The sequence below is a fragment of the Sphaerisporangium sp. NPDC051017 genome (genome assembly GCF_040683095.1).
Classification (GTDB): Bacteria; Actinomycetota; Actinomycetes; order Streptosporangiales; family Streptosporangiaceae; genus Sphaerisporangium.
The window spans coordinates 72,913-98,105 of the sequence record NZ_JBFBCI010000014.1 but is presented as its reverse complement, the minus strand read 5'-3'; the positions used below and the strand labels follow the sequence as shown (position 1 = coordinate 98,105).

Genomic DNA, 25,193 nt, shown 5'->3' with positions numbered 1-25,193 from the left:
AGGGTCTGCGGCGCGGGGCCCGCAGCGCGCGGACACCAGGTGAGACGGCGCCCGCGGACCTCAGCCTTCGCGGGGGGACGGAGCCTCCGGCGAGGCCGTGTCCTCGCGCCTGCCGCGCTCGACGATGCCCTGGAAGGCCCGCAGGTTGGCCAGCGACTCCCCGCGTTTGACCCGCCAGTCCCACTCGCGGCGGATCGAGGAGGCGAAGCCCAGTTCCAGGGCGCGGTCGAACCACTCGTCGGCGTAGGTGAGGACGCAGCCGAGCAGGCGGTCGATCTCGTCCTCGCGCACCGACGACAGGGGCAGGTGCCCGACGAGGTGGACGTCGCCGACGCCGTCCAGGGCGAAGTGGACGCCGTACATCGATCCGTTCTTGGACAGAAGCCACCGGTAGAACTCCAGGTGGTTCTCGTCGGGTTTGCGGCAGAAGAACGCCTCGACGTGCAGGGCCTGGTCGGTCAGGGTGAGCCAGGTCATGGTGGCCAGCTTGTGGTGGCCGGGCAGTTTGACCAGGAAGGCTCCCGGCCGGGGCCGTTCGTAGGTGACCTCGGACGCCTTCAGGGCCGCCTCGACGACCGCCTCGTGATCCATGGCAGTGCTCACTTCCCGTTCACTCCCGGCCCACTCCGCTCCGTACCCGGCGACACCCGGCGATACCTGACGAGTTCTTGTGTACCAGGTCTATCGGGCGGTGATCAGCAGACCTCCGTGATGGCCTCCGGTGCGCCCGCGGGCGAGGGCCGCCGCGTACACCTCCATCAGCCGCGCGGCGGTGGCCGACCAGCCGAAGCCGGTGGCGTGCTCGCGGGCCCCCGCGGCCATCGCGTCGCGCCAGGCGGGCCGGTCGACGAAGCGGCGCAGGGCGGCGGCCCAGGCGTGCGGCTCGTGCCCGTCCACGAGCAGGCCGGACACGCCGTTCCGGACGGCCGTGCGCAGCCCGCCCACGGCGGCCGCGGCCACCGGCGTGCCGCAGGCCTGGGACTCCAGGGCGACCAGGCCGAACGACTCGTTGTAGGACGGGACGACGGTGACGTCGGCCGCGCGGTACCAGTCGGCGAGCTCGTCCTGCGGGGCGGGCGGGGCGAGGCGGACGACGTCGGAGATGCCGAGCTCGGCGGCGAGGTCGGTGAGGAAGGACGGACGGGCCAGGCCGTTGCCGCTCGGGCCGCCCACGCAGGCGATGACGAGCCGGGACCGCAGCGAGGGGTCCTCCTCGATCATCCGGGCGGCGGCCCTGAGCAGGACGTCCGGGGCCTTGAGCGGCTGGATGCGCCCGACGAAGAGCATGACGTGGGCGTCCTGCGGGAGGCCGAGCCGGTGGCGGGCGGCGCCCGTGGAGGCGGGCCGGAACACCTGGAGGTTGACCCCGGGGTTCACCACGGCGACGCGCCCGGCGGGGGCGCCGTAGAGGTCGATCAGTTCGCGGGCCTCGGCGTCGGTGTTGGCGACCAGGCGGTCGGCGACCTCGACGACGTGCTCCTCGCCGACCACGCGGGCCACGGGTTCGGGCCGGTCGCCCTCGGCGAGCAGATAGTTCTTGACCTTCGCCATGGTGTGCATGGTGTGCACCAGCGGGACGCCCCAGCGCTCCTTGGCGAGCCATCCGACCTGGCCCGACAGCCAGTAGTGCGAGTGGATCAGGTCGTAGTGCCCCGGGTCGTACGTCGCCTCGGTGCGCAGCACGCCGTGGAGGAACGCGCACAACTGGCGGGGAAGGTCGCCCTTGTCCAGTTCCTCGTACGGCCCGGCGGTGACGTGGCGCACGGTCACGCCGGGCGTCAGCTCGACGGCCGGGGGAAGGTCCCGGGCGGTCTGGCGGGTGAAGATCTCGACCTCGACGCCGAGGGCGGCGAGCCGTTTGGCGACCTCGACGATGTACACGTTCATGCCGCCGGCGTCGCCGGTGCCCGGCTGGTCCAGCGGGGACGTGTGCATGCTGATCGTCGCGATCCGGTTGATCCGGCGTGCGACCGGCATTCCCGGCACCTGACACCACCTCCAGAGGGGATATAACCGCCGGAAACCACACAAGATTCCCGGCTGCCCGTGCCATGGGGTCCCCGCGACCGTCGCCCGCGCACGCTGGCAGGATGACGGGCGGGCGCCCGCGCGCGGGACTCCGGGACGCGTCGCACGCCCAGGAACCGTAGCGGACACTTGCGTACCGAACGGATGACCAAGCCCTGGGCGGCACTGGCCGGGGCGTAACGGTCGAAAGCAAGAACAGAGCACTAAAAGGCCAACATAAGGACGGCGAATGAGCAAGACAGCGGTGGTGACGGGGGCGAGTAGCGGCATCGGCGAGGCGACGGCGCGCAGGCTCGCGGCGGAGGGTTACGACGTCGTGGCCGCCGCCCGGCGCCGCGACCGCCTGGACAAGCTCGCCACGGAGGTGCCCTCGATCCGCCCGGTCACACTGGACGTCACCTCCGACGAGTCCGTGGCGGAGCTCGCGGCCTCACTGGACCGGTGCGACGTGCTGATCAACAACGCGGGCGGCGCGATCGGCCTGGAGACCGTGGCCGAGGGCCTGGCGGACGACTGGCAGCGCATGTACGAGGTCAACGTGCTCGGCTCGCTGCGGATGACCCAGGCGCTGCTGCCGAAGCTGATCGAGTCCGGCGACGGCGTACTGCTGATGCTGACCTCGGTGGCCGGGCTGGTCTCCTACGAGGGCGGCGGCGGCTACTGCGCGGCCAAGCACGCCCAGACGTCCATGACCGAGACGCTGCGCCTGGAACTGGTCGGCGAGCCGGTGCGGATCATCGAGGTCGCCCCCGGCATGGTGTACACGGAGGAGTTCTCGCTCACCCGCTTCCGGGGCGACGCCGAGCGCGCCGAGAAGGTGTACGAGGGCGTGCCGGACCCGCTGACCGCCGACGACGTCGCCGACGCCATCGCCTGGTGCGTCACCCGGCCCGCGCACGTCAACGTCGACCGGCTGGTGATCCGCCCGCGCGCCCAGGCGGCGCAGCACAAGGTGCACCGGGTCTCGTGACCCGCGCCCGATGAGCGGGGGCGGTGAGACGCGGGCGCGGCGGCCTGTCGGCGAGATCACCCGGGGCACGACCGGCCACAACCGGCTGCGGCGGTCCGACCGCTGGGTCGCCGAGGTCTACCGCCCGCTGCTGGTGTCCGCCGACCGGCCGCTGGTAGTGGACCTCGGGTACGGGGCCTCGCCGGTGACGACGTCCGAGATGTTCGCCCGGCTGCGCCGCGTCCGCCCGGACGTCGAGGTGGTGGGCGTCGAGATCGACCCGGTGCGCGTCGCGGCGGCCAAGGCGCACGAGCGGCGGGGGCTGACGTTCGTCCGGGGCGGTTTCGAGCTGCCGGTGGGCGGGCGGCCGCTGATCGTGCGCGCCTTCAACGTGCTGCGGCAGTACGGCGAGGCGCAGGCGTGGGAGGCGTGGGACCTGCTGCGCTCACGCCTGGCCCCCGGCGGGGTGGTCGTCGAGGGCACGTGCTCGGAGATCGGCCACCGCGCGGCCTGGGTCGCCCTGGACGCGCGGGGGCCGCGCACGCTCACGCTGTCCACGCGCCTTTCGGGGTTCGAGCGGCCGTCCGACCTCGCCGAGCGGCTGCCGAAGACGCTGATCCACCGCAACGTGCCCGGCGAGCGGGTGCACGCCTTCCTGCGCGACTTCGACCACGCCTGGAGCGTCGCGGCGCCCTACGGGGCGTACGGCCTGCGTCCGCGGTGGATCGCGTCGGTGGAACGGCTGGCCGTGCGCTGGCCCGTGGCGACGGCTCCCCCGCTCGGCGGCCGGCGGCGCTGGCGGCTCGGCGAGCTGACGATCCCGTGGCAGGCGCTGGCGCCGGACCGGCCCTAGGCGGTGGCCCCGAGCGCCTCGTCGAAGACGGCGTACGCCGCCGCGTCGAACAGGACGAACCGGGCCTCGACCACGCGGGTGGAGGCGCCGCGTACCGCCGGCAGGGCGATGCGGGCGGCGTCGTCCATTGGCCGGCGGTAGACGCCCGTGGAGACCGCCGGAAAGGCGACGGTCTCCGCGCCGAGCTCGTCGGCGACTGGCGGGGTGGTGGAACGGCGGCCCGCGACCCTCAGGTGCCGAGGAGGGCGCGCAGGGAGGGTTGGAGGCGGTCGGCGTGGGCGCGGACCATGTCGTCGCACAGGGCCCAGATGCGTTCGACCGGCAGGGTCGCGGCGGTCGCGGGGTCGGCCATGGCGGCGTGGCGGATGTGGCGGGGGTCGTCTTCGAGCGCGGCGCGTACGACGAGGTCGTTCATGCTGAGGTAGGCGCGGTTGAGCGCGGCCAGTTGCGGGGGCAGCGCGCCGACGTGGGTGGGCTGGACGCCGAGGGCGTCGACGAGGCAGGGCACCTCGACCACGCCGTGCGCGGGCAGGTTGTCGATCAGGCCGTGGTTGGGGACGTTGCCATAGACGGTGCGCGGGGTGCCGGTGACGACGCTGTGGATGATCTGCGGGGCGTACTCCAGGGTGCCCTCGACGTGGAGCGGGGCTCCGGCGGCGAGGGCGTCGCGGGTCTTCTCGTACTCGCGTACGTTCTCCTCGACGATGTCGAGATAGGCCCCGACGGGCAGGCGCAGCCGCTCGACCTCGCCATCGTGGTGCAGGTACCAGGGCACGTACTCGGAGGAGTGCTCGCTGGTCTCGGTCGGGTAGTAGCCCAGGCGGCGGTACATGTCCACGCGGACCCGGCGGCGCAGTTGCTCGTCCTCGGCGATCAGGGCGTCGAGACGCGGGTACATGTCGGCGCCGTCGTGCTCGAAGCGCAGCACCCATGCCTGGTGGTTGACCCCCGCCGCGCGGTAGGTGACCTCCTCGTACGGCACCTGGAGGAGGTCGGAGAGACCGCGCATGGTCCAGTACACCGAGTGGCACAGGCCCACGACGCGCGTCAGGCCGGTGGCCTGCGTGAGGTACTGGACGTTCATCGCCATGGGGTTGGTGTAGTTGAGCAGCCACGCCTCGGGGCAGACGGCGGCGATGTCCTCTCCCAGCGCCTTGAGCAGCGGGAAGGTGCGCAGCGCGCGGAAGATGCCTCCGATGCCGAGGGTGTCGCCGATCGTCTGGCGCAGGCCGTGGCGGGCGGGGACGTCGAAGTCCACACGGGTCGCCTCCACCATGCCGACCTGCACGATGTTGATCACGAAGTCGGCGTCGGCGAGCGATTCACGCCTGTCGGTATGGGCGGTGACGCGCGGGTTCGCCCCGAGGCGGGCGGCGATGTGGCGGGCGGCGGCCTCGGCCGTGGCGAGCCGTTCGGGGTCGATGTCGTGCAGCGAGATGTGGGCGTTCTTCAACTCGGGGAAGGCGAAGAGATCCGCGAGCAGACCTTGGGTGAAGACGACGCTCCCGGCGCCGATGAACGTGATCTTTGGGGTGGTCATCTGCGGTTCTCTCCGTTGCGGGTGATGTGGGCGGCGGCCTCGTCCCAGGTGGGCTGGGCCGTTGTGCCGCCGTGGGCGCGGGTCGACAGGGCACCGCAGACGGCGGCGAACTCCAGGGCGCCTTCGACCGGCATCCCGTTGAGGGTCGCGGCGACGAAGCCGGCGTCAAAGCTGTCGCCGGCGCCGACGGTGTCGGCGGGTGTCACGACGATGCCGGCGGTGGTGACGAGAGTGCGGCCGTCGTGGCAGAGAGCGCCGTCGGCGCCGTTCTTGACGACCACCAGCGGCCCGCGCGCGGCCAGGGCGGCCGCGGCCGTCTCCAGCGACCCGGCCGGCTCGGCGCCCGCCCGCGGGGAAAGGGCGCCCGCCCGCGGGGAAAGGGCGGCACCCGCGGCGAGGTGGCGCGCCTCGTGGGCGTTCGGCAGCAGGATGCCGGTTTCCGCGAGGACCGCGGCGAGACCGGCGGGGTCCCATCGGCCGGTGGGATCGTCGTTGGTGTCGAGGGAGGTCGTGGCGCCGTGGGCGCGCGCGGTGCGGAAGAGGCCGGGCAGGGCGCCGGCGAGCTCGGGCATCAGGAAGTACGAGGCGGCGTGTACGTGCCGGCTGCCGGTGAGCAGCCGCTCGGGGACGTCCTCGGCGGTAGTGGCCGCGAGCGTGCCGGGGGCGGTCAGGATCGCGCGGTCGCCCTCGCGCGTGATCACCACGGTGAGCGGGGTCGGCAGTCCCGGGTCCATGCGCAGGGCGGCGGTGTCGACACCGCGCGCGGCCAGGGTGTCGCGTACGTAGCGGCCGGCGTCGTCGTCGCCCACCAGCCCGGCGAAGGCGACCCTGAGGCCGAGGCGCGCCGCGCCGCAGGCCATGATCGCCCCGGATCCGCCGAGGGTGAGCACGCCGGTGCCGACGAGCTGTTCGCGCTGGTCGAAGGCGAGGGGAGCATCCAGCGGGCCGAGGATCACGTCGGGGTTGGCATCCCCGATGACAAGCAGGTCGAAGGTGGGCGGCATCCCGTTTCCTCTGGATCGTCGTGTAAGGGGCCGGGCCGGGGTCAGCCCTTGAGGCCGCTGGAGGTGATGGACTGGATGAACGACTTCTGCGCGCCGAGGAAGGCGAGCAGCACCGGCACCACCGTGATCACGTTGCCCGCCATGACGGCGGCCCACTTCGTGTGGTGCCTGCCCTGGAAGGTCGCCAGTCCCAGCTGGAGGGTGTACTGGGTGTCGTGGTTGATGGCGATCAGCGGCCAGGTCAGGTCGTTCCAGGTGGCCAGGAACGTCAGGACCGCGACCGTGCTCAGCGCGGGGCGTGACAGCGGCAACACCACGCGGACCAGCACCCGCAACCGCGAGCAGCCGTCGATCCAGGCCGCCTCCTCCAGCTCCCTCGGCAGGGAGAGGAAGAACTGCCGCAACAGGAAGACGGCGAACGGCGTGACCAGCGAGGGGACGATCAGCGCGCCCAGCGTGTCGATGAGCCCGAGGCGCTTCATGACCAGGAACGTCGGAATCATGGTGAGCTGGAAGGGGATCACCATCGTGGCCAGGATCAGCACCAGGAGCACACGGGAGCCCGCGAACCGCATACGGGCGAACGCGTAGCCTCCGAGCGCGCCGAACACCAGGTTGGCCACGACGGCGGTGACCGAGACGATGAGCGAGTTGGCGAACCATCGGGGGAACCCCGCGTTGCTCAGCACGTACTGGTATCCGCCGAGGTCGATGCCGGAAGGCCAGAGCGCGGGAGGGAAACGGTTGATCTCCGCGTCGCTCATGACTGAGCTGAGCAGCAACCAGATCAGCGGAATCGCGAATGCCAGCGCGAGCGGGGCGAGAAGGAGGTGCCAGGCGCTGAACGGCAGCCTGACGCCGCCCCGCCGGGGCCCGGGGGCCGGCGCCGTCCGGCGGTGAGTGCGCTCGGACACGCCTGCCGTCGTGATCAAGATGTCGCTCCTTCAATGCGGCGGCGCTCACGGCCGCGGACCACCCGCAGGCCGACGCCGATCACGAGCAGGGCCAGCGCCAGGACGTAGGCCGCCGCGGCACCGTATCCGGCGGAGAAGTTCTTGAACGCCTGCTCCCAGATGAAGTAGACGATCACGGTGGTGGCGCCGAGCGGCCCTCCCTTGGTCGTCACGTACACCAGATCGAAGACCTGCAGGGCGTTGATGGTCTGCCACAGCACCAGGAACACGCTGACCGGCGCGAGTGTGGGCAGGGTGATGTGGCGCAGCAGGCGCACCCGGCCGGCCCCGTCGAGCCGCGCCGCCTCGATCAGGGACGGCGACACGTCCTGCAGGGCCGCGAGGTACACGACCACGCAGAATCCCGTGCCGCTCCACAAGGTGATCCCCACCAGGACGAGCAGGGCCTGGGCGGGGTCGGTGAGGAACCCCTGGGGGGAGATGCCGAGGGCGTGCAGCACCGAGTTGGCCGCGCCGAACTCCGGGTCGAGGATGAAGGAGAACAACGTGCCCTGAGCCGTCGGCGAGATGACGAACGGCACGAAGATCAATGTCCGGTACAACCCGACCAGCTTGACGGGCCGGTTCAGCACGAGGGCGAGCGCCAGCCCGAGGCCCATGCTGAGCGGGACGTACATCGCGGTGTACAGCAGGGTGTTGCGCACGGCCTGGCCGAAGTTCGGATCCTCGGCCAGGGCCCGGTAGTTGTCCAGCCCGACCCAGACGCTCGGCGTGACCAGGTCGTCGGCCTGGAAGGACAGCAGCAGCGACCACACCACGGGCACGACGCTGAGCCCGATGATGATCAGGACGGCGGGAGAGATGAACGCCCAGGCGGTCGTGGCCTCCTGGCGGCGCCGGGTGTACCAGGGCCCGGTCGACCGGCGCGGGATGGACCGTTCCTTGGCACCGTCGGCGATAGTGATCGGCGTGGGCAGACTAGGCATGGAGGCTCCTCGGCATGCTCAGCGCGGGATGCGCAGGGCGGTGTTGGCCTTGCCCACGCAGACACGCAGAGCCTCCGCGGGGGTGCTCTTGCCGAGGAGCACGGCGACGATGGCCTGGGCGAGCGCGCTGGAGATCTGCGGGTAGCCGGGGTGGTTGGGCCGCACGCGCGCCGTCTCCAGTGTCTTGGTGAACACCGCCAGCCCTTCGGTGCCTGCGGTCTTCTCGCGCCAGGCGGGCAGGTTCTCGGTCCGCTTGCTCAGCGGCAGGCTGCCCGCGTCCACGTCCCACCGCACGTCCTGCTCGGGCTGCGTCAGCCAGGTCAGGAAGGTGCCGGCCGCGCGTACCCGCGCCTCGCCGTTGTCGAACACCGTCCAGGTGTCGGGCCCCGAGATCGTGATCGGCCGCCCGCTGAAGCTCGGCAGCGGCACCACGTGATAGTCGATCTTGGCGTCGGCGATGTCCGGGAGCTCCCAGGGACCGGTGACGACCATCGCCATCCGGCCGGAGAGGAACACCTGGTACATCTGCTCGCCGGCCGGCTTGGGGTCGATGTAGACGCTCTTGTCGTGGGCGAGCGTCTGCACCACTCCCAGTGCCCGCTCACCCGTGGCCGCGAACCCGACCTCGCGTCCGTCCGCGGTGACCACGTCGCCGCCGAGGTCCCAGATCAGCGGCCACAGCCGCCACACCGTGTCCTCGTCGCCCGCCCCCGGCCAGCCGGTGCCGAAGATGCCGCCGCCCGCGTCGGTCAGCCGCTTGGCCGTGTCCGTGAACTCCTGCCACGTCCAGCCCGCCTTGGGCAGCGGGACTCCGGCCGCGCGGAACAGCTTCTTGTTGCACACCACGGCGAGCGAGTCGAGCAGGGCGGGAACCGCCTTGACCCGGCCTTTGACGGTGACGGCCTCCCGCGCGGGCGCCCAGTAGTCCGTCCATGGCGTGGGACCGGAGTTCACCAGGTCGGTCAGGTCCGCCACCTGGGGACTGCGTGCCACATTGGCGAGGTCCGACCCGAAGATGTAGGCGATGTCGGGGTAGGAGCCGGCGGCGAGCGCGGCCGTGACCTTCTGCAGCATCGCGTCGGCGATCACTCCCCCGCTCGTGTCGATCCGGATGCCGGGATGGGTGCGCTCGAAGTCCTTCACCAGCCGTTCGATGGCCTTGCGGCCGGTATCGGCCTGCCCGTGCCAGAGCTCGATCGTGACCGGTCCGCCCGCGTCGGCGCCGGCGTCGGAGCCCGAGGCGCACCCGGACAGCGACGCGCCGGCGAGCGCGGCGAGCGCGAGTGCTCCGCCGCGCAGGACGCCGCGCCGCGAAGGAAGTGAGGCGTTGGGATGGACTGCACCCATCTTTACTCCAAGAACAGATAAGACACGGAGAGCCGGTTCCGGCTTGGCGGGTGGCGATGCCGTGGCCGGTGAGTGTGGCACGCCACCCGCCATCGCCGGCGCGGTCAGGGCCGTCCGGAGGGCGGCCCTGACCGGCAGGTGCTCAGCAGGTACGGCGGACGTATCCGCCACTGCCGATGGGAGAGACGTCCAAGTCGCGGCGGACGATGCTCAGCGTGGAGCCCCACCCCGAGCAGGCCCTCGACAGGCCCGTCGCGTTGTACTCGATCACGATGACGTTGTTGCCGAACGCCGAGGTGTAGTCACCGCACTCCCTGTAGTAGCCGCACTCCTCGGCGACCGCGAAGTCGAGCCCGTTCGCCACACGTGAGCCGGCCAGTTCCACGGTGTTCTTCTGGGCTATCGCCAGGCCCTGGCCATGTGCGTGCGCGGAGAGCAGTTTGATGTACGCCTGGGCGTTCGCCGTCGTCAGCAGATTCTTGGAACGGCTGTAGCTGTCGTAGTTGTCGGGCTCCACCGCCTGGAACCCCTTGCTCTTGCAGCCGTCGATCCAGCCGTTCACCTTGGCGGCGATCCGCTGCCGCTTGGCGTCGGTACGCAGGTCCAGCAGCGCCTCCCCCCATCCCGGGTCGATGACGACGTTGCCGTTGGCGTCGCGCAGGAGCAGGTCGGAGTCCCACGTCCCCTGCTCGCCCGGCTGAACCTGGAAGGCGTTGACATAGCAGATGTTGTACAGCCCGGCGGCGGGACTGGCCGTGCGGTCGCGGCTGACGACCGTGACTCCGGCGGGCGGGGTGTAGGCGCCGCCGATCTGGTAGTCGAACCCGGCGTGCGCCGGGGGCAGGGTGACGGTGGCCGCCGAGGCGGCGGGGGTCGCGAGCAGGGGGGCGAGGAGCGCCGCCGCGAGGACGGCGGCCGCGTTGAGACACGTGCGGATGCGGATACGACTGGCGATCATTCTCGCGCTCCAGACGGTAATGGGTACGTCCCCGCCTCGGAGCGCGCTGACGTGCGGTCCTGGCGACTCAGGCCGGGCTGATGGCGGGGCCACTTACCGGCTAGGCGTACCTCTGACACCGAAGCTCGTAGTCGGCGTTCCCCGGAGTAAATCGAGCAGAAGTGGTCATGTCAAGAGCCCGAGATTGCACATTAACGCTCGTATTCACGGCGTTACGGGCTGAAAAAATCACCGGCGGCAGCCCGAGGTGAGACCCGCGCGCCGCCTGATCGTGCGGGCGACGCGGGGGCGGAGGGCGCTGACCAGCGCAGACCTCCGGATAGAAGGATCACGTGCGCGATCCTTGCCGACGATTGAGCATTCTTGTACGTTCAGTGCACAGATCGAGCATGTTTGTGCACAAGGAGCGTGAGATGACGTTCGTATCGGACGAGATCGCCAGCCAGCCGTCCTGCTGGGAGCGGGCGATCGAGCTGGCGGGTGACGTCTCGGGGCTGCCCTCGGCGGGAGAGCGGGTCGCGGTCGTCGGCTGCGGGACGTCCCTGTTCATCGCCCAGGCCTACGCGGGGTTGCGCGAGTCCGCCGGACTGGGCGAGACCGACGCGTTCGCGGCCTCCGAGTTTCCGCACCGGCGCGCGTACGACCGGGTGGTGGCGATCTGCCGCTCCGGCACCACGACCGAGGTCCTGTCGCTGCTGAAGGCTTGCTCGGCGCCGACCGTCGCGCTGACCGGCGATCCGTCCACGCCGATCTCGCAGGTGACCGACGTGCTCGTCGGCCTGGAGTTCGCCGACGAGGTGTCGGTCGTGCAGACGCGGTTCGCGACCACCGCCCTGACCCTGCTGCGCGCCCATCTGGCGCTCGACGAGCCGTCGCTGCTGCCCGCCGATCTGGTCGCCCAGGCCGCCGCGGCCGTGGACGCGCCGCTGCCGTCCGGCGCCGCCGAGCGCGGGCAGTTCACGTTCCTCGGCGCGGGGTGGACCAACGGGCTCGCGAACGAGGCGGCGCTCAAGCTGCGCGAGGCGTCCGGATCGTGGACCGAGTCGTACCCGGCGATGGAGTACCGGCACGGGCCGATCAGCGTGACGGACGAGAACAGCGTCACCTGGTTCTTCGGAGAGCCGCCCGCCGGGCTGGCCGCCGACGTGGAACGGACCGGCGCGGTCGTCTCCGTGTCCACCCTCGACCCCGTCGCGGACCTGATCCGGGCGCAGCGGCTGGCGGTCGCGCTGGCCGAGCGCAAGGGCCTCAATCCGGACGAGCCTCGCAACCTGACCCGCTCGGTCATCCTGGCCTGATCGGCACCGGCCGGGATGATCCTCACCGTCACGCTCAACCTCGCCCTCGACGTCACCTACGAGGTCCCGGCCCTCACCCGCCACACCACTCACCGGATCCGGGCCGTGCGCGCCCGGGGCGGCGGCAAGGGCGTCAACGTGGCCCGCGTCCTCACGACGCTCGGCCGGCGGGCGCTCGCCACCGGGTTGTGCGGGGGGCCGACCGGCGCGATGGTCTCGCGGGAACTGGCGGGCGCCGCCGTGCCCCACGACTTCGTCCCGATCGGCGGCGACACCCGCCGGGTGGTGACGGTCACCGACACCGACGCCACGGTCTTCTCCGAGCCCGGCCCGGCCGTGACCCCCGGCGAGTGGCACGACTTCCAGGCGCGTTTCGCCGCCCACGCCTCCCGGGCCAGGGTCGTCGTCCTGTCGGGCAGCCTTCCCCGAGGGCTGCCGGACGACGCCTACGCCGTGCTCACCCGGCTGGCCCGCGAGGCAGGGGCGAAGGTGCTCCTGGACAGCAGCGGACCGGCTCTGCGCTTGGGCTCGGCGGCCCGTCCCGACCTCGTCAAACCGAACGCCGGCGAGCTCGCGGAGGCGGCGCTCGACCCCCGCGCCGTGACCCTGGTCGTCTCACGCGGGCCTGCGGGCATGCTCGCCCGCACCCCTGCGGGGTGCTGGGAGGCCGCGCCGCCGGAGGTCCTGCGCGGCAACCCGACCGGCGCCGGCGACGCGGCGGCGGCCGCCCTGGCCGTGGCGCTCCGCGACGACGTCCCATGGCCCGCCGCCCTGGCCGACGCCGTGGCCCTTTCGGCCTCGGCGGTAGTCACGCCCGTCGCCGGCGAGGTCGACCTGGCCACCTACCACCGACTCAAGCAGCACGTGATCGTGAAGGAAGTCCCATGCCCCTGGTGAGAACCGCCGACCTCGTGACGTTCGGCCGCGGCGTCGCCGCCTTCAACGTGATCACCCTGGAACACGCCGAGGCCATCATCGCGGGCGCGGAAACGGCCGACACCGCGGTCATCTGCCAGATCAGCGAGAACGCGGTCAAGTTCCACCATGGCCGCCTCGGTCCCATCGCCGCCGCCACCGCCGCGCTCGCCGAGAACTCCTCCGCCCCGGTCGGCCTCCACCTGGACCACGTCACCGACGTCGGCCTGCTCCACCAGGCGGCCGACCACGGCTTCGGCTCGGTCATGTACGACGGCTCCCACCACGACTACGCGGAGAACATGGCCCGCACCGCCGAGGCCGCCGCCTGGGCGCACGCGCACGGCCTCTGGCTGGAGGCCGAGCTCGGCGAGGTCGGCGGCAAGGACGGCGCCCACGCCCACGGCGCGCGGACCGACCCCGGTGAGGCCACGGCCTTCGTAGCCGCCACCGGCGTGGACGCCCTGGCCGTCGCCGTCGGCAGTTCCCACGCCATGACCGACAGGACCGCAACCCTCGACCACGCGCTCATCCGGGAACTGCGCGCCGCCCTTCCCGTCCCTCTGGTCCTGCACGGCTCCTCCGGCGTCCCCGACGACGAGCTCCGCCAGGCCGTCCTCAGCGGCATGGTGAAGATCAACATCGGCACGGCGCTCAACGTCGCCTTCACCGGCGCCGTCCGCGAATCCCTCCAGGCCCACGTGGACCCGCGCAAGTACCTCGCCCCGGCCCGCGACGCGATATCCGCCGTGGTGGCCCACCTGCTCAAGGTCATCGCGGCCGGCACGGACGACACACCTGGCCTCTACGCGACGTAGTACTACTCAAGGTAGGCTGAACTGCGTGAAGGGTCTCGGCGAGCTTGAACGCAGCATCATGGACATCCTCTGGGCCCACGAAGGCCCTCTGACCGCCAGAGAGGTCGGCCGTCTCATCGCCGATCGGGATCTCGCCCCGACCACGGTGATGACCGTTCTCGACCGATTGACCCGGAAAAACTTCCTGACCCGCACCCGTGACGGCCGCGCCTGGCGTTACGAACCGGCCGCAAGCCGTGACGCGTACGTCGCGGAGCTTATGCTGGAAGCTCTCGACATGACCGGGGACCGCTCGGCCGCGCTCACGCGCTTCGCCCAGACGGTCTCTGGCTCCGAGGCCGAAATCCTGCGTAAAGCACTCACGGAGCTGGAAGAAGAGTGATCACAGCCGCTGTCCTGACCGCGCTCGCCATCGCGTGCGTTGTCGGTGCGTGGCGACTCACGTCGGCGCGGTGGCCGTGGCGGGCTCCGCGCGCCGCCATCCTGCTGTGGCAGTCCCTCGGCGTCACCTGGGGCCTGGCCACCGTCGGCGCGATGCTCGCGTACGCGCTGGAGCCGTACGGCGCCGGCGTCGTGTACGGCCTGCACGCCTTCGCAGACTCGGCGATCTCGTTCGGCATGGGGTTCGGCCTGCTCCAGCCGTACGACCTTCCCCGCGTCGCCGCCCTCGTGGCCGGCCTGACGCTGTTGGCGGTGCTGATCTCGGTGCTGCTCATGGCCGGGGCGCTGACGCTGCGCGCCCGCAGGCGCCACCGCGTGCTGCTGTCCCTGATCGCCCGTGACGACCCGGGCGTGCCCGGCGTCCGCGTGGTCGACCACCCGCGCGTGGCGGCGTACTGCCTGCCCGGCCTGCGCTCGGAGGTCGTGGTGAGCGTGGGCACGCTGTCGCTGCTGCACCCGGACGAGCTGACCGCCGTGCTGGCCCACGAGGTGGCCCACGCGCGCGAGCGGCACGACCTGGTGCTGCTGCCGTTCACCGCGCTCAACTCGATGCTCCCCTGGCTGCGCGTCGTGCGCGACGCGCACTCCGCGGTCGCCCTGCTGGTCGAGATGGCCGCCGACGACCGCGCCCGCCGCTACTGCTCGCCGCGCCGCCTGGCGACCGCGCTGCTGCGGTTCGGCACGGCGGGGGCCGTCCCCGCGCCGGACGGCGCGCTCGGGGTGGGGGGTGAGCAGGTGATGGCCCGGGTGAACCGCCTGATCAAGCCGGGCGCCGAGCTGCCGAGGCGGTTCCGGTACAGCCTGGTCACGTTCTCGGTCCTCCTGTCGGTGTCCGCCCCGCTGCTCTGGATCTACCCCGGCTGACCCGCCCGCCTTCCGTTCGGCCCGCCGACACGGCGCTTGCTGGTGTTAGCCGATGAGTTTGCAACTGCAAGCAGCATGATGCAGACTGAAGTCATGGAACTACCGAAGGTCGGCTCGATCGGCGAGTACATCCGCGATCAGCGGAAGCAGGCGAAGATCTCCCTGCGCCAGCTCGCCACTCAGGCGGGGGTCTCGAACCCGTACCTGAGCCAGATCGAGCGGGGGCTGCGCAAGCCGAGCGCGGAGATCCTCAACCAGATCGCCAAGGGCCTGCGCATCTCGTCGCAGGCGCTGTACGTGCAGGCGGGGCTCATCGAAGACCGCGAGCCCGACAGCGACGTGCTCGCCGCGATCCGGGCCGACCGCGGACTCACCGAACGGCAACGTCAGGTGCTGATCGACATCTACGAGTCGTTCCGCAAGGAGAACCGCGCCGAGGCCCCGACCCAGGCCGAGCAGCCCGACGAAGACACTCGGGCAGGGTCGGAGCCTCATGTGGTCGACGCGGTTCCCACGCAGGAGGGTGCGACCTCCTCGCCGAACGGCCGCATTCAACCGGAACCCAAGGAAGGTTAACCCATGCCTATTAACGACGAGGTCAAGAAGCTCGCCGAGTCCAAGCCGTTCTATGCCGTCGCCGGCGCGGGCGACTTCGCGATGGAGAAGCTGCGCGAGCTGCCCGGGCGGTTCCAGCGCCTGCAGTCCCGCCGGGCCGAGGTCGGCGAGGTCGCTCGCGATCTGCCGACCATGGCGCGCAGGTACGCCGGGAACGTCCAGGTCAAGGCCGAGGCCGTGGCCCGCGACCTCCCCGGCAAGGCCCGCGAGTACGCCGACACCCTCGGCGCCAAGGCCGCCGAGCTGTACGACGAGTTCGCCAACCGCGGCCGTAAGGTCGTCAGCCGGGTGACCGGCGAGGCCGCGCTGGAGCTCGAAGAGGTCGCCTCCAGCGCCCAGCCCACGGCCGCCGGCCGTCCGCAGGCCCGCAAGACCGGCGCCCGCGCCACCGCCGCCAAGCGCTGACACCGTCGCGGGAGCGGTCGTGACGATGCGGGCGCGGCCCGTCCCGGAACCCGGGGCGGGCCGCGTGCGTTGTCCCAGGGGACGGCTCGGCGTCGAACCCCCGCGCCGCCGCGTTCAGATGAGGTCACGATGATCGTCGAGGCCCGTTCGAGCGCCTTCCTGTCCGGGGCTAGGCTGAACCTGGCCGAACGCATGACACCTGGGAGAGGCGATGTTCGGAGTACACGGCGTCCTGAATCTCATATTCTGGCTGCTCGCCATCGCGGCGTTCGTCATGTGCGTCTGGGCCATGGTGCACGCGATCAGGACGCCCGCCCGCGCGTTCGCGGTCGCGGGCAAGCTCAGCAAGCAGCTCTGGCTGCTGATCCTCGGCTTCGCCACCCTGTTCTCGTTCGCCGCGGCCGTGCAGTACCTCTCGGTGCTGAGCATCTTCACGATCGCCTCGGTCATCGGCTCGGGCATCTACCTGGCCGACGTGAAGCCCGCCGTCAAGGACATCGGCAAAGGCGGCAACAGCGGCCCGTACGGGCCCTGGTGAGCCGCTGATCCCGTCCGGACTGTCCCGTTCGTGGGCATTGGTGATGCGCCCCTCCTGGGACGCCGTGGACCGCTAGGCTCACACGCCATGGTTGATCTCGCCCGTCGGCTGACGCTCGCGCCCGCGATCCTGATCGCGCTGAGCGTCCTCGCCGCCCTCCCGGCCCACGCCGAGGCGGACAGCGTGAACAGAACGGACGTCACCGTGGAGCTGCGCCCCGACGGCGCGCTGCACGTCAAGGAGCAGATCTCCTATACGGGACAGGTCCGGCGCACGCTGCTCACCCGCACCCGCCACGACGACGCCAACGACCGGCTCTACCGCGTCACCGGCTTCACGGGCGACGGCGCTCTGTCCGGCGACACCATCACATTGAAGGGCTCCGGCAAGGCCACGATCGAGTACGACGTGGCGGGCGCCGTCACCCCGCTCAGCGACGGCACCGAGGAACTGCGCTGGTACGTCGTCAACGGCTGGTCGGCCCCCGTCAAGGACGCCGTCGTCACGCTGTCCGGCCCGGCCCCCATGACGAACCTCTCCTGCTTCGCCGGGGACATCACCTCGGCCACCGGCTGCACCTCGGCCGCGATGCTCGACGAGACCGGCGGCAGCGCCGAGTTCCAGCAGCAGAACCTCGGCGCCGGACAGGCCTTCACCATCGTCGCCGGCTTCCCCAAGGGGACGAGCCGCGGCGCGCCCATCCTGGAACGGCGCTTCGAGCTCGCCGGGGCGTTCACGCTCAGCCCCGTCACCGGCGGCGCGCTCGCCGGGCTGCTGGTGCTGCTGCTCGGCGGCCTCGCGCTGCTGTACCGCACGCGGGGCCGGGACGCGCGCATCATCGACAGCGAGTCCGGCGGCGTGGTCACCCCGCTGCGCGACGGCCGGTTCGCCCCGCCCGACGGCGTCCGCCCGGGGCAGATCGGCACGCTGATCGACGAGCAGGCCGACGTGGTGGACGTGACCGCCAGCATCGTCGACCTGGCCGTGCGCGGGTACATCCGCATCGACGAGCAACCGCGCGGCGCGTACGACGCCCCCGACTGGCTGCTGGTCAAGGTGCCGGAGGCCCCCCTGGGCGAGCTGCTCGACTACGAGCGGGCGCTGCACCAGGCGATCTTCGACGGGCGCGACGCCGTCCTGCTGTCGCACCTGCACGGCTCGTTCGCCTCGGGGCTCGGCAAGGTGCGCGACGCGCTGTACCGCGACGTCGTCGCCCAGGGCTGGTTCGCGCGGCGCCCCGACTCCGTCCGCACCCGCTGGACCACGCTCGGAGTGATCGTCGTCGGCGTGGGCGTGCTGGCCACCGTCCTGCTCGCCTGGTTCACGACGTACGGCCTGCTCGGGCTGGCCGTGATCATCGCCGGTGCGGCGCTGTCGGTGGGCGGGCAGTACATGCCGGCCAAGACCGTACGCGGCTCCACGGCCCTGGCCCACACGCTCGGCTTCCGCGACTACCTCGCGGCGGGCGAGATCGGCGACGTTCCCCCCGCGCAGCGGATCGAGCTGTTCTCGCGCTACCTGCCCTACGCCGTGGTCTTCGACAACGTGGACCGGTGGGCGCGCGTGGTCTCCTCGATCGACGGCGACGGGCAGCGCGTCGACCACCTGTACTGGTACCAGGGCCCCGCCGAGTGGGACCTGTCCAAGTTCGCCGACTCGATGCGCACCTTCACCCTGACCACCTCGGGCGCGATCTCGGCCTCCCGCCCGTTCCGCCGCTCGATCTGATCACCGGCCGCTCACGCCGACGTTCCGCGGCCTCAGACTTCGCCGCGCAGGCGGACCTCCCCGCGGACGCGGACCTCGCCGACCGGGCGGCCGCCGCCGTACTGCGGCGGGCTGGCGAGGGCGTCCAGCTCGGCGGAGTCCACCCCGAGGCCGAGCGCCCGCAGCGCGGCGACCGTCACCGGGACGCGCGCCCGCTGGCCACCGTCCACGATCTTGACGGTGGCCGCGCGTCCGTCCTCGTAGGCGAAGGCGTCGAACGCCTCGGCGCCCGCCTTGAGCATCAGCCCGGGGACCGCCCGCATCAGCGCGGCCTCGGGCCGGGACGTCCCGGAGGTCCACACCGGGTGGGCGCGCATGGCGTCCGCGACGCGCCGCTCGTGGGTGCCGGGCGCGGCGAGGGTGAACGCGCGGAACGCGCGGGCGACCCCGGCCATGGACGCGAAGAACAGCGGCGCGCCGCAACCGTCCACGCCGGTCGCGGCGACGCGCTCGCCGGTCAGCTCCTCGACGGTGGCGCGGATCGTCCGCTGGAGGGGATGGGCGGGGTGGAGGTAGTCGCCGGTCGGCCACTCGTTGATCACGCACGTGGCGAGCATGGCGGCGTGCTTGCCGGAGCAGTTCATGGTGACGCGGGCGGGTCCGCCGCCCGCGCGGAGCACCTGGTGCGCGGTCTCGGTGTCGCCGGGAAGGTCTTCGGGGCACAGCAGCGCGCTCTTGTCGAGCCCGGCGCCCAGGAGGATCTTGGAGACCCCCGCGACGTGGAAGTCCTCGCCCGAGTGGCTGGCGCAGGCCAGGGCCAGCAACTCGTCCTCGAGACCGAGGCCCGCGCGGAGCATGCCGAGCACCTGCAGGGGCTTCATCGAGGACCGGGGCGAGGCGGCCGCGGCGACGTCGCCGTGAACGGCGACCGGCGATCCCTTGGCGTCCACCGCGAATACCCACGCATGGTGGACGGATTCCACAAATCCGGAACGGACGACTTCAACGACCAAAGGCTCGAATGACAACTTTTCTCTCCTTTCGCCCCCGAGTTTACGGACGCCCGCCGGGCCGCCGGGACTCTCCAGGGATGGGAGAATCAGGGACCATGCGTGCGGTGGTTCAGCGGGTGACGTCCGCGTCGGTGGTGGTCGACGGGCGGACGGTGGGGGCGATCGACGAGCCCGGTCTGCTCGTCCTGGTGGGCGTGACCCACGACGACGGCCCCGGCGAGGCCGCGCGCCTGGCCGCCAAGCTGTGGGGGCTGCGCATCCTGTCCGGCGAGAAGTCGTGCTCGGACATCGGCGCGCCGCTGCTGGTCGTCAGCCAGTTCACGCTCTACGGCGACGCCAGGAAGGGCCGGCGCCCCACCTGGCAGGCGGCGGCGCCGGGCCCCGTGGCCGAGCCGCTGGTCGACGCCGTGATCGCCGAGCTGCGGAAACTCGGCGCGCGCGTCGAGACCGGCGTCTTCGGCGCGGACATGAAGGTCCACCTCGTCAACGACGGCCCGATCACCTTGGTCATCGACATCTGACAGTCCGGCGGCATTCGACGGCCGACCGCCCTCCGGCCACCGATCGGCCGAGCGGGCTCGCGCCGATCAGGCGCGGACGGTCGAACTTCCGTCGAGTTTCGCCGGGCGGTCGGTCAGCGGATTCGACGGCGCAGGGCCGGGTCGATCGTCACGTTACGGCCGGCGTCCGGCGGCACGATGACCTCCTGCGACGCCGTGACCCCGCCCGCCAGCAGCACGGCGTCCACCGGAACCGTGCGCTTCACCACGGCGAGGGCGATCGGGCCGAGCTCGTGGTGGCGGGCCGAGGTGCCGACGAAGCCGATCTGCCCCGGCCGCGCGCCGTCCTCCACGTCCCCCTCTCCCGTCGTCCCCGCGCCGAGCGTGACAGGCGCGCCGTGCGGCGGCAGGATGTCGACGCTGCCGTCCAGGTGCAGGAACACCAGGCGACGCGGCGGGTGACCGAGATTGTGCACCCGGGCGACCGTCTCCTGCCCCCGGTAGCAGCCCTTGGCGAGGTGGACGGCCGCGCCGATCCAGCCGACCTCGTGCGGGATGGCCTTGTGATCGGTCTCGAACCCGGCCCGCGGCAGGTGAGCCTCCACCCGCAGCGCCTCGTACGCCCACAACCCGGCCGGCCGCAGCCCGAGTTCCTCGGGAAGGTCCGCCAGCCGCTCCCGCGGCACCAGCAGATCTCCGCCGATCGCGATGGCCCCCTCCGGAACCGAGACCGTCGCGGGCTCGTCCGCGGAGCCGGCGGGGCGCGGGGGCGCGACGGTCACCACGGCGTACGCGGAGGTCTCGTCGGTGACCTCGATGCGCAGCATGAACCGCATCTTCTCCAGGTAGGCGATGAGCGCGGCGGACGCCCCCGGCTCGACATGCCCCCACACCGACGTGCCATCGTCCACGAGCGTCAGATGATGCTCCACCCGGCCCTGCGGGTCCAGGAACAACGTCTGCGCGGGAACCCCGGGCGCGAGCGTGTCGAGCTTCTGCGAGCTGAGGTCGTTCAGCCATTTCAGCCGATCGGCCCCCGTGATCCTGATGACCTCACGGTCGCTCCGATCGACCACGGCCCGCCCGGCCGCCAGCGCACGCTGCTCGGCGTACGGCTCCCCGTAGTGCGCGGCCACGGTCTCGTCGGGCGTCTCGGCGGCCACCGCACCCGACCTGTCCAGCAGAGGACTTCGCATGCCTCAAGGCTATTGCCCCGCCCCGGTTCCCACTCCCCAGAGGGGCCCAACCAAGGGGCCCATATCAAGGAGGAGCGTCACACTGGACGATTCAACCCCTCGCGAAGGATTTCTTCATGGCGTTCCGCCAGATCGCCGACCCCGGAGTTCAGGGTGCCGATGAACGACAACCGCCGGTCGCTTCCCTCAGTATCCGGTTGATCCAGGCTTTCATCGGCCTCCATCAGCCAGAGGGTCCCTTCCAATGCATCCCGGCACGCGTACAGACGAGGCGGTCAGGGGCGGCAGTTTTGGCAGCGGCCGAAGATGGTCAGGTGTTGGACGTCGGTTTCGAAGCCGAGTTCTTCGTCCAGGGTCGAGACCAGGCCGCCTACCAGGTCGGGGCTGACCTCGGTGATCTCGCCGCAGCCGCGGCAGACCAGGTGGACGTGGTCGGCCTCGCTGGCGAGGTGGTAGGTGGGGGCGCCGTGGCCGAGGTGGGTGTGGGTGACCATTCCGAGCTGTTCGAGCAGTTCGAGCGTGCGGTAGACGGTCGAGATGTTGACACCCCTGGCGGTCTCCTGGACCTCGGCGCAGATGTCCTCGGGGGTGGCGTGGCCGAGCTTGGTCACCGCCTCCAGCACGAGCTGCCGCTGCGGGGTGACCCGGTAACCGCGGGCGCGGAGCTCCTCGTGCCACGTGGGCGGCCCTGGCGACGTCGACGCCGCCTCCGGCGCGGAGGGCGTCGATGACGTCGAGGTTCGCGATGGCTGCCGGCTCCCGGTCATGGGTCCGAGTCTACGAGCATCGGCCTCGCGGCGAGATCCCTCGCGAGATCTCAGGGGTGGGACGGAGGGGCGGGAGTGTAGGTGGGGGCGGGATTAATCGCTTGCCTGTGCGGGAGGGCTCGCATAGCCTTCCAAGCACGCAGAAGGGAGGTGGTCCAAACAATGGTTGATCATTATTGGGCTAGCGAGGTGGCTGTCCGCTAGGACATCGCCAAGTCCGGACCTTCCGTCCAGACGTCGTGCCCCCCTCGGGGCACTGGCGGCGTCCGGCGAATTCAACGCAGACACCGGAACCCCGGGCAGCCGGCGGGGGCAGAGGATTTTTCCTTCCCCCTTGGTCCAGCCGGCCCGTCTCGCCATGAGACGGAGCACGCCCGGGGTTCTTTCTGTTTCCGGGTCGGCTTCCAGGTCAGCCGACCTTTTTGAGTTCCGCGGACAGGTGTGAGGTCAGCGGGTGGCCTTCGGCGGCCATGTCGTAGGCGTACATCAGGTTGCCGCTGACCAGGCCGTAGAGCCGGTGGCCCGCCGTGTACTCCTTGGCGCTCTCGACGCGGGCGACGACGTCCGTGCGCAGCTCGATCTTGTGGAACACGACCTCGCCGATGTAGATCTCGACGATGCCGGTCGGGTGGGACAGCAGCACTTCGAGCTGGCGTTCCGGCCGCGCCCGCCAGAACCCCGACTCGGTGGCGAGCGGGCGCACCATCGTGCCCTCGTCGTCGAGCAGCCACGTCTTGCTGACGTAGCTCAGGAACGGCTTGCCGTTGTGCTCGAACGTGATCTCCTGCCCGAACCGGAAGCTTTCGATCGTCGGGTAGCCGCCGACGCCGGCGCCCTCCCACCTGCCGAGGAGGAAGGCGATCGGCTCAAGGTCCGGATGCAGGTCGGGTTGCAGTGACTGGGACTCCATGGCACATGAGCCTAAATGCCCGGGACGAAACCCGTGCCGCCGACACCGGCACGGCATTGAGCCTGGTGGATCGCCGTCCGCGCCGCATAGGCTCAGATCATGGCACGATCAATGGTGATAAAAGTGACGGCCGGTTCTGATGCCCCCGAGCGTTGCAACCAGGCTTTCACGGTGGCCGCCGCCGCGCTCGCGAGCGGCGTGCCCGTCTCCCTGTGGCTCACCGGCGAGTCGGCGTGGTACGGCCTCCCCGGGCGGGCGAAGGAGTTCACCCTTCCGGAGGCCGTCCCCCTGACCGACCTGCTGGACGCGGTGCTCGCCGGGGGCACGGTGACGGTGTGCACGCAGTGCGCGGCCCGACGCGGCATCAATCAGGAGGACCTGATCGAGGGCGTGCGCATCGCCGGCGCCCCGACGTTCGTGGAGGAGGCGCTCGGCGAGGGCGTCCAGGCCCTGGTCTACTGACCGGCCGGCTCCACCTGGACGACCGGCCGAGCCGGGCCGTGAACGCCGCCCGAACCCGGGCCGTCCCCGGGACACGGCGACACGGACGGCCCGGCGGCCCAGACGGCCTAGGCGGCCCGGACGGACGTCAGTGGGGCAGGACGGCCTTCAGGCGCTCGTCACGGAGCCGGTCGTACCAGGCGTCCTCGATCGGCGCGAGCCGCCCCACCGTCCAGCCCAGGAACACGTCGGCGAGCCAGGGGTTACGGGCCAGCGCCGGCCCGTGCAGGTAGGTGCCGACGATCTTGCCGGCGTGGCAGCCCTCGGTGCCGTCGCCGTTGCCCGTGCCGACCACGGTGCGTGACAGGGGACGCACACCGGGCCCGAGCCGCGTCACGCCCATGTGGTTCTCGAAGCCGGTGAGCATGTGCCCGCCGAGGCCGGTGTCGACCTCGGCGGCCAGCTCGCCCACGGCGCGGGCGGGGCCACGGGAGCTCTGGATGTCGAGCAGGCCGATGCCCGCCACCGGCTGGCCTTCCTCCCCGCCGAACACCGAGCCCATGATCTGGTAGCCCGCGCAGACGGCCAGCAGGGACGCCCCGCGGTCGATGGCCCGGGCGAGCCCGCCGTCGCGGCGCAGGCGCTCGGCGGCGAGGATCTGCGGGCGGTCCTCACCGCCGCCGATGAGGTAGATGTCCCCCGAGTCGGGCACAGGGTCGGCCGAGCGGACGTAGATCGTCTCGACCGGGATGCCCCGCTTACGGGCACGCTGTTCGAGGATCAGGACGTTACCCTGGTCGCCGTACGTGCTGAGCAGGTCGGGGTAGATCCACACGAGGCGCAGGGCGCTGTCAGACGGCACGGCCGAACTCCGCTCGAATCTGCTGGAACGCTGTGTAGTTGGCGATCACGTCGATGTTGCCGGGCGCCTGGCGGACCACGGCGTCGTCGAACGTCTCGCAGAGCTGGAAGGGCACCTCGGCGACGTGCAGCCGCAGCGCCAGGTCGAGCCGCCGCTCGCCGGTGACGTACACCGGGCGGCCGCGCAGGATGCGGTAGTCGACGTCCCACAGCCACGAGGTGTCACGGCCGTCGGGCCCCTGGGCGTTGACCGACAGGATGATGGGCAGCCCGGGATCGGAGACCTCGAACGCCTCCAGCCACCCGGCGGGGTTCTTGGCGAGCAGCAGCCGCAGCGACCGCCCGTCCCGCTCGACGGTGGTGTAGCGGCCGGCCACCGAACGGACCTCGCGCAATCGGGGCAGCGCCCGCTCGACGGGCAGGCCGAAGGCCTCGGCGGTGGCCAGGGCGATGGCGGCGTTGGCGCGGTTAGCCCGGCCGGGCAGTTGCAGGTCGAGCACCCAGCGCTGCCGCCGGGGGTCGATCACCGCGTCGTCGTCCAGCACCCACGCGGGCTCGGGGCGGCGGAAGGAGCACTCGCGGCACGCCCAGTCGTCGCCCTTGCGGTCGAGCGGGCCGCCGCAGCGGGGGCAGCACCAGGAGTCTTCCTTCCAGGGCTGCCCGCACGACACCCACGTCACCCGGGCGGCGGTCGAGGCGCCCCAGGCGACCAGCGGGTCGTCGCAGTTGGCGATGACGTGCGTGTCGGTGCCGGTGAGCGCGCGCTGCCACTTCTGAGCCAGCAGCCAGATCTCGGCCGCGCGGTCCATCTGGTCGCGGCTGAGGTTCATCAGGCAGACGACGGAGGCGCCGGTCGTGTCGAGGACCTCGGGGAGGTACTTCTCGTCGACCTCCAGGACCGCCAGCGGCGCCTGCTTGGCCTGGGAGAGCGCGGAGACGTGGCCGGCGGGCATGTTGGCGCCGAACGCGTTGGTGGCGACCTCCCCGATCTCCTGCAGGGCCGAGGTGATCAACCGGGTGGTCGTCGTCTTACCGTTGGTGGCGCTGACCAGCACGAGCTTACGGTCGGCGGCCAGCTTGCGCAGCAGGTCCGGCTCAAGCATCAGCCCGACGCGCCCACCGATCACCGATCCGTCGCCACGCCCGGTCACCCGGGACAGGGTGGCAGCCGTACGCCCGAGGGCGGTCGCGAGCTGAGCCCGCAGCGGTAGCTGGGTCATGCCCGAGATCCTAGTGCGGCCCGCCCGATGAACACTCAACCCAAGCTGTGTTCATGGCCGCGCCTCCGGCACGGCGGGTTCGGGGCGCGCCTTTTGGGCGGCCCC

General features: G+C 71.5%; 28 protein-coding genes and 1 pseudogene. 13 read left to right on the top strand and 16 right to left on the bottom strand.

Annotated features, from left to right (window positions below; genetic code table 11):
* Positions 1 to 60: 60 nt before the first annotated feature.
* Both AB0M95_RS14890 and mshA read right to left on the bottom strand, forming a co-directional pair.
* Positions 61 to 591 (bottom strand): YbjN domain-containing protein, encoded by a 531-nt coding sequence (locus AB0M95_RS14890; protein WP_363763889.1) that lies wholly within the window; start codon positions 589 to 591, stop codon positions 61 to 63.
* A gap of 90 nt (positions 592 to 681) precedes the next feature.
* Positions 682 to 1,977 (bottom strand): D-inositol-3-phosphate glycosyltransferase, encoded by a 1,296-nt coding sequence (mshA, locus tag AB0M95_RS14885; protein WP_363763886.1) that lies wholly within the window; start codon positions 1,975 to 1,977, stop codon positions 682 to 684.
* A 280-nt stretch (positions 1,978 to 2,257) separates the two neighbouring features.
* Between mshA and AB0M95_RS14880 the strand changes: the two genes are divergently transcribed.
* A complete protein-coding gene (locus AB0M95_RS14880; protein ID WP_358525719.1) occupies positions 2,258 to 2,998 on the top strand; it encodes an SDR family NAD(P)-dependent oxidoreductase in 741 nt (246 codons plus the stop codon).
* A gap of 10 nt (positions 2,999 to 3,008) precedes the next feature.
* Positions 3,009 to 3,830, top strand: coding sequence for a class I SAM-dependent methyltransferase (locus tag AB0M95_RS14875; RefSeq protein WP_363763883.1), 822 nt, complete (start codon positions 3,009 to 3,011; stop codon positions 3,828 to 3,830).
* Here the strand turns inward: AB0M95_RS14875 and AB0M95_RS14870 are convergent.
* The 7 genes and pseudogenes from AB0M95_RS14870 to AB0M95_RS14840 all read right to left on the bottom strand — a co-directional run.
* Positions 3,827 to 4,027: pseudogene (locus tag AB0M95_RS14870) on the bottom strand (macro domain-containing protein); the annotation flags it as partial. The gene AB0M95_RS14875 and the pseudogene AB0M95_RS14870 sit on opposite strands and share 4 nt — an antisense overlap.
* A 32-nt stretch (positions 4,028 to 4,059) precedes the next feature.
* A complete protein-coding gene (locus AB0M95_RS14865; protein WP_363763881.1) occupies positions 4,060 to 5,370 on the bottom strand; it encodes an alpha-glucosidase/alpha-galactosidase in 1,311 nt (436 codons plus the stop codon).
* Positions 5,367 to 6,374 carry a carbohydrate kinase family protein gene (locus AB0M95_RS14860; RefSeq protein ID WP_363763878.1) on the bottom strand — a complete coding sequence of 336 codons (1,008 nt, stop codon included), beginning with the start codon at positions 6,372 to 6,374 and terminating at the stop codon, positions 5,367 to 5,369. Before AB0M95_RS14860 ends, AB0M95_RS14865 begins: the two co-directional genes overlap by 4 nt.
* Before the next feature lie 41 nt (positions 6,375 to 6,415).
* Positions 6,416 to 7,306: a carbohydrate ABC transporter permease gene (locus AB0M95_RS14855; RefSeq protein ID WP_363763875.1), complete on the bottom strand. Its 891-nt coding sequence runs from the start codon at positions 7,304 to 7,306 to the stop codon at positions 6,416 to 6,418.
* Complete coding sequence (locus AB0M95_RS14850; protein ID WP_363763873.1) at positions 7,303 to 8,274, bottom strand: sugar ABC transporter permease; 972 nt, start codon at positions 8,272 to 8,274, stop codon at positions 7,303 to 7,305. The genes AB0M95_RS14855 and AB0M95_RS14850 overlap by 4 nt, the downstream gene beginning before the upstream one ends.
* Positions 8,275 to 8,292: 18 nt before the next feature.
* On the bottom strand, positions 8,293 to 9,621 hold the full coding sequence (locus AB0M95_RS14845) for an ABC transporter substrate-binding protein (protein WP_363763870.1): 1,329 nt from the start codon (positions 9,619 to 9,621) through the stop codon (positions 8,293 to 8,295).
* Positions 9,622 to 9,763: 142 nt separating this feature from the next.
* Positions 9,764 to 10,579, bottom strand: coding sequence for an endo alpha-1,4 polygalactosaminidase (locus tag AB0M95_RS14840; protein ID WP_363763867.1), 816 nt, complete (start codon positions 10,577 to 10,579; stop codon positions 9,764 to 9,766).
* Between the two features lie 413 nt (positions 10,580 to 10,992).
* Between AB0M95_RS14840 and AB0M95_RS14835 the strand changes: the two genes are divergently transcribed.
* From AB0M95_RS14835 to AB0M95_RS14795, 9 genes are all read left to right on the top strand, one after another.
* A complete protein-coding gene (locus tag AB0M95_RS14835) occupies positions 10,993 to 11,877 on the top strand; it encodes a sugar isomerase (RefSeq protein WP_363763864.1) in 885 nt (294 codons plus the stop codon).
* Between the two features lie 15 nt (positions 11,878 to 11,892).
* Entirely contained in the window at positions 11,893 to 12,774 is an 882-nt protein-coding gene (locus AB0M95_RS14830) for a PfkB family carbohydrate kinase (RefSeq protein WP_363763862.1), read from the top strand.
* Positions 12,762 to 13,610 (top strand): class II fructose-bisphosphate aldolase, encoded by an 849-nt coding sequence (locus AB0M95_RS14825; protein ID WP_363763859.1) that lies wholly within the window; start codon positions 12,762 to 12,764, stop codon positions 13,608 to 13,610. The genes AB0M95_RS14830 and AB0M95_RS14825 overlap by 13 nt, the downstream gene beginning before the upstream one ends.
* 25 nt (positions 13,611 to 13,635) lie before the next feature.
* A complete protein-coding gene (locus tag AB0M95_RS14820; RefSeq protein ID WP_358525740.1) occupies positions 13,636 to 13,992 on the top strand; it encodes a BlaI/MecI/CopY family transcriptional regulator in 357 nt (118 codons plus the stop codon).
* A complete protein-coding gene (locus AB0M95_RS14815; protein WP_363763856.1) occupies positions 13,989 to 14,915 on the top strand; it encodes a M56 family metallopeptidase in 927 nt (308 codons plus the stop codon). Before AB0M95_RS14820 ends, AB0M95_RS14815 begins: the two co-directional genes overlap by 4 nt.
* A 93-nt stretch (positions 14,916 to 15,008) precedes the next feature.
* Positions 15,009 to 15,491, top strand: a complete 483-nt coding sequence (locus AB0M95_RS14810) for a helix-turn-helix transcriptional regulator (RefSeq protein ID WP_358525743.1) — start codon at positions 15,009 to 15,011, stop codon at positions 15,489 to 15,491.
* Between the two features lie 3 nt (positions 15,492 to 15,494).
* On the top strand, positions 15,495 to 15,935 hold the full coding sequence (locus tag AB0M95_RS14805) for a hypothetical protein (RefSeq protein WP_363763853.1): 441 nt from the start codon (positions 15,495 to 15,497) through the stop codon (positions 15,933 to 15,935).
* 211 nt (positions 15,936 to 16,146) lie between these two features.
* A complete protein-coding gene (locus AB0M95_RS14800) occupies positions 16,147 to 16,473 on the top strand; it encodes a DUF2516 family protein (RefSeq protein ID WP_358525746.1) in 327 nt (108 codons plus the stop codon).
* 87 nt (positions 16,474 to 16,560) lie between these two features.
* The gene (locus AB0M95_RS14795) at positions 16,561 to 18,201 is read left to right on the top strand and encodes a DUF2207 domain-containing protein (protein ID WP_363763850.1); all 1,641 of its coding nucleotides are present in this window, start codon (positions 16,561 to 16,563) and stop codon (positions 18,199 to 18,201) included.
* A 32-nt stretch (positions 18,202 to 18,233) separates the two neighbouring features.
* Here AB0M95_RS14795 and AB0M95_RS14790 read toward each other — a convergent pair whose 3' ends face one another.
* A complete protein-coding gene (locus AB0M95_RS14790; protein WP_363764013.1) occupies positions 18,234 to 19,193 on the bottom strand; it encodes an asparaginase in 960 nt (319 codons plus the stop codon).
* A 95-nt stretch (positions 19,194 to 19,288) separates the two neighbouring features.
* Here AB0M95_RS14790 and dtd point away from each other — a divergent pair, with 95 nt between their 5' ends.
* Positions 19,289 to 19,714 (top strand): D-aminoacyl-tRNA deacylase, encoded by a 426-nt coding sequence (gene dtd / locus AB0M95_RS14785; protein WP_363763847.1) that lies wholly within the window; start codon positions 19,289 to 19,291, stop codon positions 19,712 to 19,714.
* A 113-nt stretch (positions 19,715 to 19,827) separates the two neighbouring features.
* On the opposite strand, the gene AB0M95_RS14780 is transcribed toward dtd, so the two are convergent.
* The 4 genes from AB0M95_RS14780 to AB0M95_RS14765 all read right to left on the bottom strand — a co-directional run bounded on the left by AB0M95_RS14780 (position 19,828) and on the right by AB0M95_RS14765 (position 22,566).
* Positions 19,828 to 20,889: a folate-binding protein gene (locus AB0M95_RS14780; protein WP_363763844.1), complete on the bottom strand. Its 1,062-nt coding sequence runs from the start codon at positions 20,887 to 20,889 to the stop codon at positions 19,828 to 19,830.
* A gap of 77 nt (positions 20,890 to 20,966) precedes the next feature.
* Positions 20,967 to 21,113, bottom strand: a complete 147-nt coding sequence (locus AB0M95_RS14775; RefSeq protein WP_363763841.1) for a hypothetical protein — start codon at positions 21,111 to 21,113, stop codon at positions 20,967 to 20,969.
* A gap of 51 nt (positions 21,114 to 21,164) precedes the next feature.
* Complete coding sequence (locus tag AB0M95_RS14770) at positions 21,165 to 21,656, bottom strand: Fur family transcriptional regulator (RefSeq protein ID WP_363763839.1); 492 nt, start codon at positions 21,654 to 21,656, stop codon at positions 21,165 to 21,167.
* Between the two features lie 409 nt (positions 21,657 to 22,065).
* Complete coding sequence (locus AB0M95_RS14765; protein ID WP_358525759.1) at positions 22,066 to 22,566, bottom strand: FABP family protein; 501 nt, start codon at positions 22,564 to 22,566, stop codon at positions 22,066 to 22,068.
* 99 nt (positions 22,567 to 22,665) lie between these two features.
* On the opposite strand from AB0M95_RS14765, the gene AB0M95_RS14760 reads away from it, so the two are divergent.
* Complete coding sequence (locus AB0M95_RS14760) at positions 22,666 to 23,028, top strand: DsrE family protein (RefSeq protein ID WP_363763836.1); 363 nt, start codon at positions 22,666 to 22,668, stop codon at positions 23,026 to 23,028.
* A gap of 127 nt (positions 23,029 to 23,155) precedes the next feature.
* Here the strand turns inward: AB0M95_RS14760 and AB0M95_RS14755 are convergent, their stop codons facing one another.
* Together AB0M95_RS14755 and AB0M95_RS14750 are read right to left on the bottom strand one after the other, a co-directional pair.
* Positions 23,156 to 23,869 (bottom strand): glutamine amidotransferase, encoded by a 714-nt coding sequence (locus tag AB0M95_RS14755; protein ID WP_358525763.1) that lies wholly within the window; start codon positions 23,867 to 23,869, stop codon positions 23,156 to 23,158.
* Positions 23,859 to 25,088 carry a MurT ligase domain-containing protein gene (locus AB0M95_RS14750; RefSeq protein WP_363763833.1) on the bottom strand — a complete coding sequence of 410 codons (1,230 nt, stop codon included), beginning with the start codon at positions 25,086 to 25,088 and terminating at the stop codon, positions 23,859 to 23,861. Before AB0M95_RS14750 ends, AB0M95_RS14755 begins: the two co-directional genes overlap by 11 nt.
* Between the last annotated feature and the right edge of the window lie 105 nt (positions 25,089 to 25,193).

Coding starts and splice junctions, on each gene's coding strand:
- AB0M95_RS14795 (WP_363763850.1), top strand. CDS start 16,561: ATGGTTGATCTCGCCCGTCGGCTGACGCTCGCGCCCGCGATCCTGATC.
- AB0M95_RS14835 (WP_363763864.1), top strand. CDS start 10,993: ATGACGTTCGTATCGGACGAGATCGCCAGCCAGCCGTCCTGCTGGGAG.
- mshA (WP_363763886.1), bottom strand. CDS start 1,977: ATGCCGGTCGCACGCCGGATCAACCGGATCGCGACGATCAGCATGCAC.
- AB0M95_RS14850 (WP_363763873.1), bottom strand. CDS start 8,274: ATGCCTAGTCTGCCCACGCCGATCACTATCGCCGACGGTGCCAAGGAA.
- AB0M95_RS14890 (WP_363763889.1), bottom strand. CDS start 591: ATGGATCACGAGGCGGTCGTCGAGGCGGCCCTGAAGGCGTCCGAGGTC.
- AB0M95_RS14865 (WP_363763881.1), bottom strand. CDS start 5,370: ATGACCACCCCAAAGATCACGTTCATCGGCGCCGGGAGCGTCGTCTTC.
- dtd (WP_363763847.1), top strand. CDS start 19,289: ATGCGTGCGGTGGTTCAGCGGGTGACGTCCGCGTCGGTGGTGGTCGAC.
- AB0M95_RS14825 (WP_363763859.1), top strand. CDS start 12,762: ATGCCCCTGGTGAGAACCGCCGACCTCGTGACGTTCGGCCGCGGCGTC.
- AB0M95_RS14805 (WP_363763853.1), top strand. CDS start 15,495: ATGCCTATTAACGACGAGGTCAAGAAGCTCGCCGAGTCCAAGCCGTTC.
- AB0M95_RS14880 (WP_358525719.1), top strand. CDS start 2,258: ATGAGCAAGACAGCGGTGGTGACGGGGGCGAGTAGCGGCATCGGCGAG.
- AB0M95_RS14765 (WP_358525759.1), bottom strand. CDS start 22,566: ATGGAGTCCCAGTCACTGCAACCCGACCTGCATCCGGACCTTGAGCCG.
- AB0M95_RS14860 (WP_363763878.1), bottom strand. CDS start 6,374: ATGCCGCCCACCTTCGACCTGCTTGTCATCGGGGATGCCAACCCCGAC.
- AB0M95_RS14760 (WP_363763836.1), top strand. CDS start 22,666: ATGGCACGATCAATGGTGATAAAAGTGACGGCCGGTTCTGATGCCCCC.
- AB0M95_RS14750 (WP_363763833.1), bottom strand. CDS start 25,088: ATGACCCAGCTACCGCTGCGGGCTCAGCTCGCGACCGCCCTCGGGCGT.
- AB0M95_RS14840 (WP_363763867.1), bottom strand. CDS start 10,579: ATGATCGCCAGTCGTATCCGCATCCGCACGTGTCTCAACGCGGCCGCC.
- AB0M95_RS14775 (WP_363763841.1), bottom strand. CDS start 21,113: ATGGAGGCCGATGAAAGCCTGGATCAACCGGATACTGAGGGAAGCGAC.
- AB0M95_RS14780 (WP_363763844.1), bottom strand. CDS start 20,889: ATGCGAAGTCCTCTGCTGGACAGGTCGGGTGCGGTGGCCGCCGAGACG.
- AB0M95_RS14875 (WP_363763883.1), top strand. CDS start 3,009: ATGAGCGGGGGCGGTGAGACGCGGGCGCGGCGGCCTGTCGGCGAGATC.
- AB0M95_RS14800 (WP_358525746.1), top strand. CDS start 16,147: ATGTTCGGAGTACACGGCGTCCTGAATCTCATATTCTGGCTGCTCGCC.
- AB0M95_RS14810 (WP_358525743.1), top strand. CDS start 15,009: ATGGAACTACCGAAGGTCGGCTCGATCGGCGAGTACATCCGCGATCAG.
- AB0M95_RS14845 (WP_363763870.1), bottom strand. CDS start 9,621: ATGGGTGCAGTCCATCCCAACGCCTCACTTCCTTCGCGGCGCGGCGTC.
- AB0M95_RS14830 (WP_363763862.1), top strand. CDS start 11,893: ATGATCCTCACCGTCACGCTCAACCTCGCCCTCGACGTCACCTACGAG.
- AB0M95_RS14770 (WP_363763839.1), bottom strand. CDS start 21,656: ATGACCGGGAGCCGGCAGCCATCGCGAACCTCGACGTCATCGACGCCC.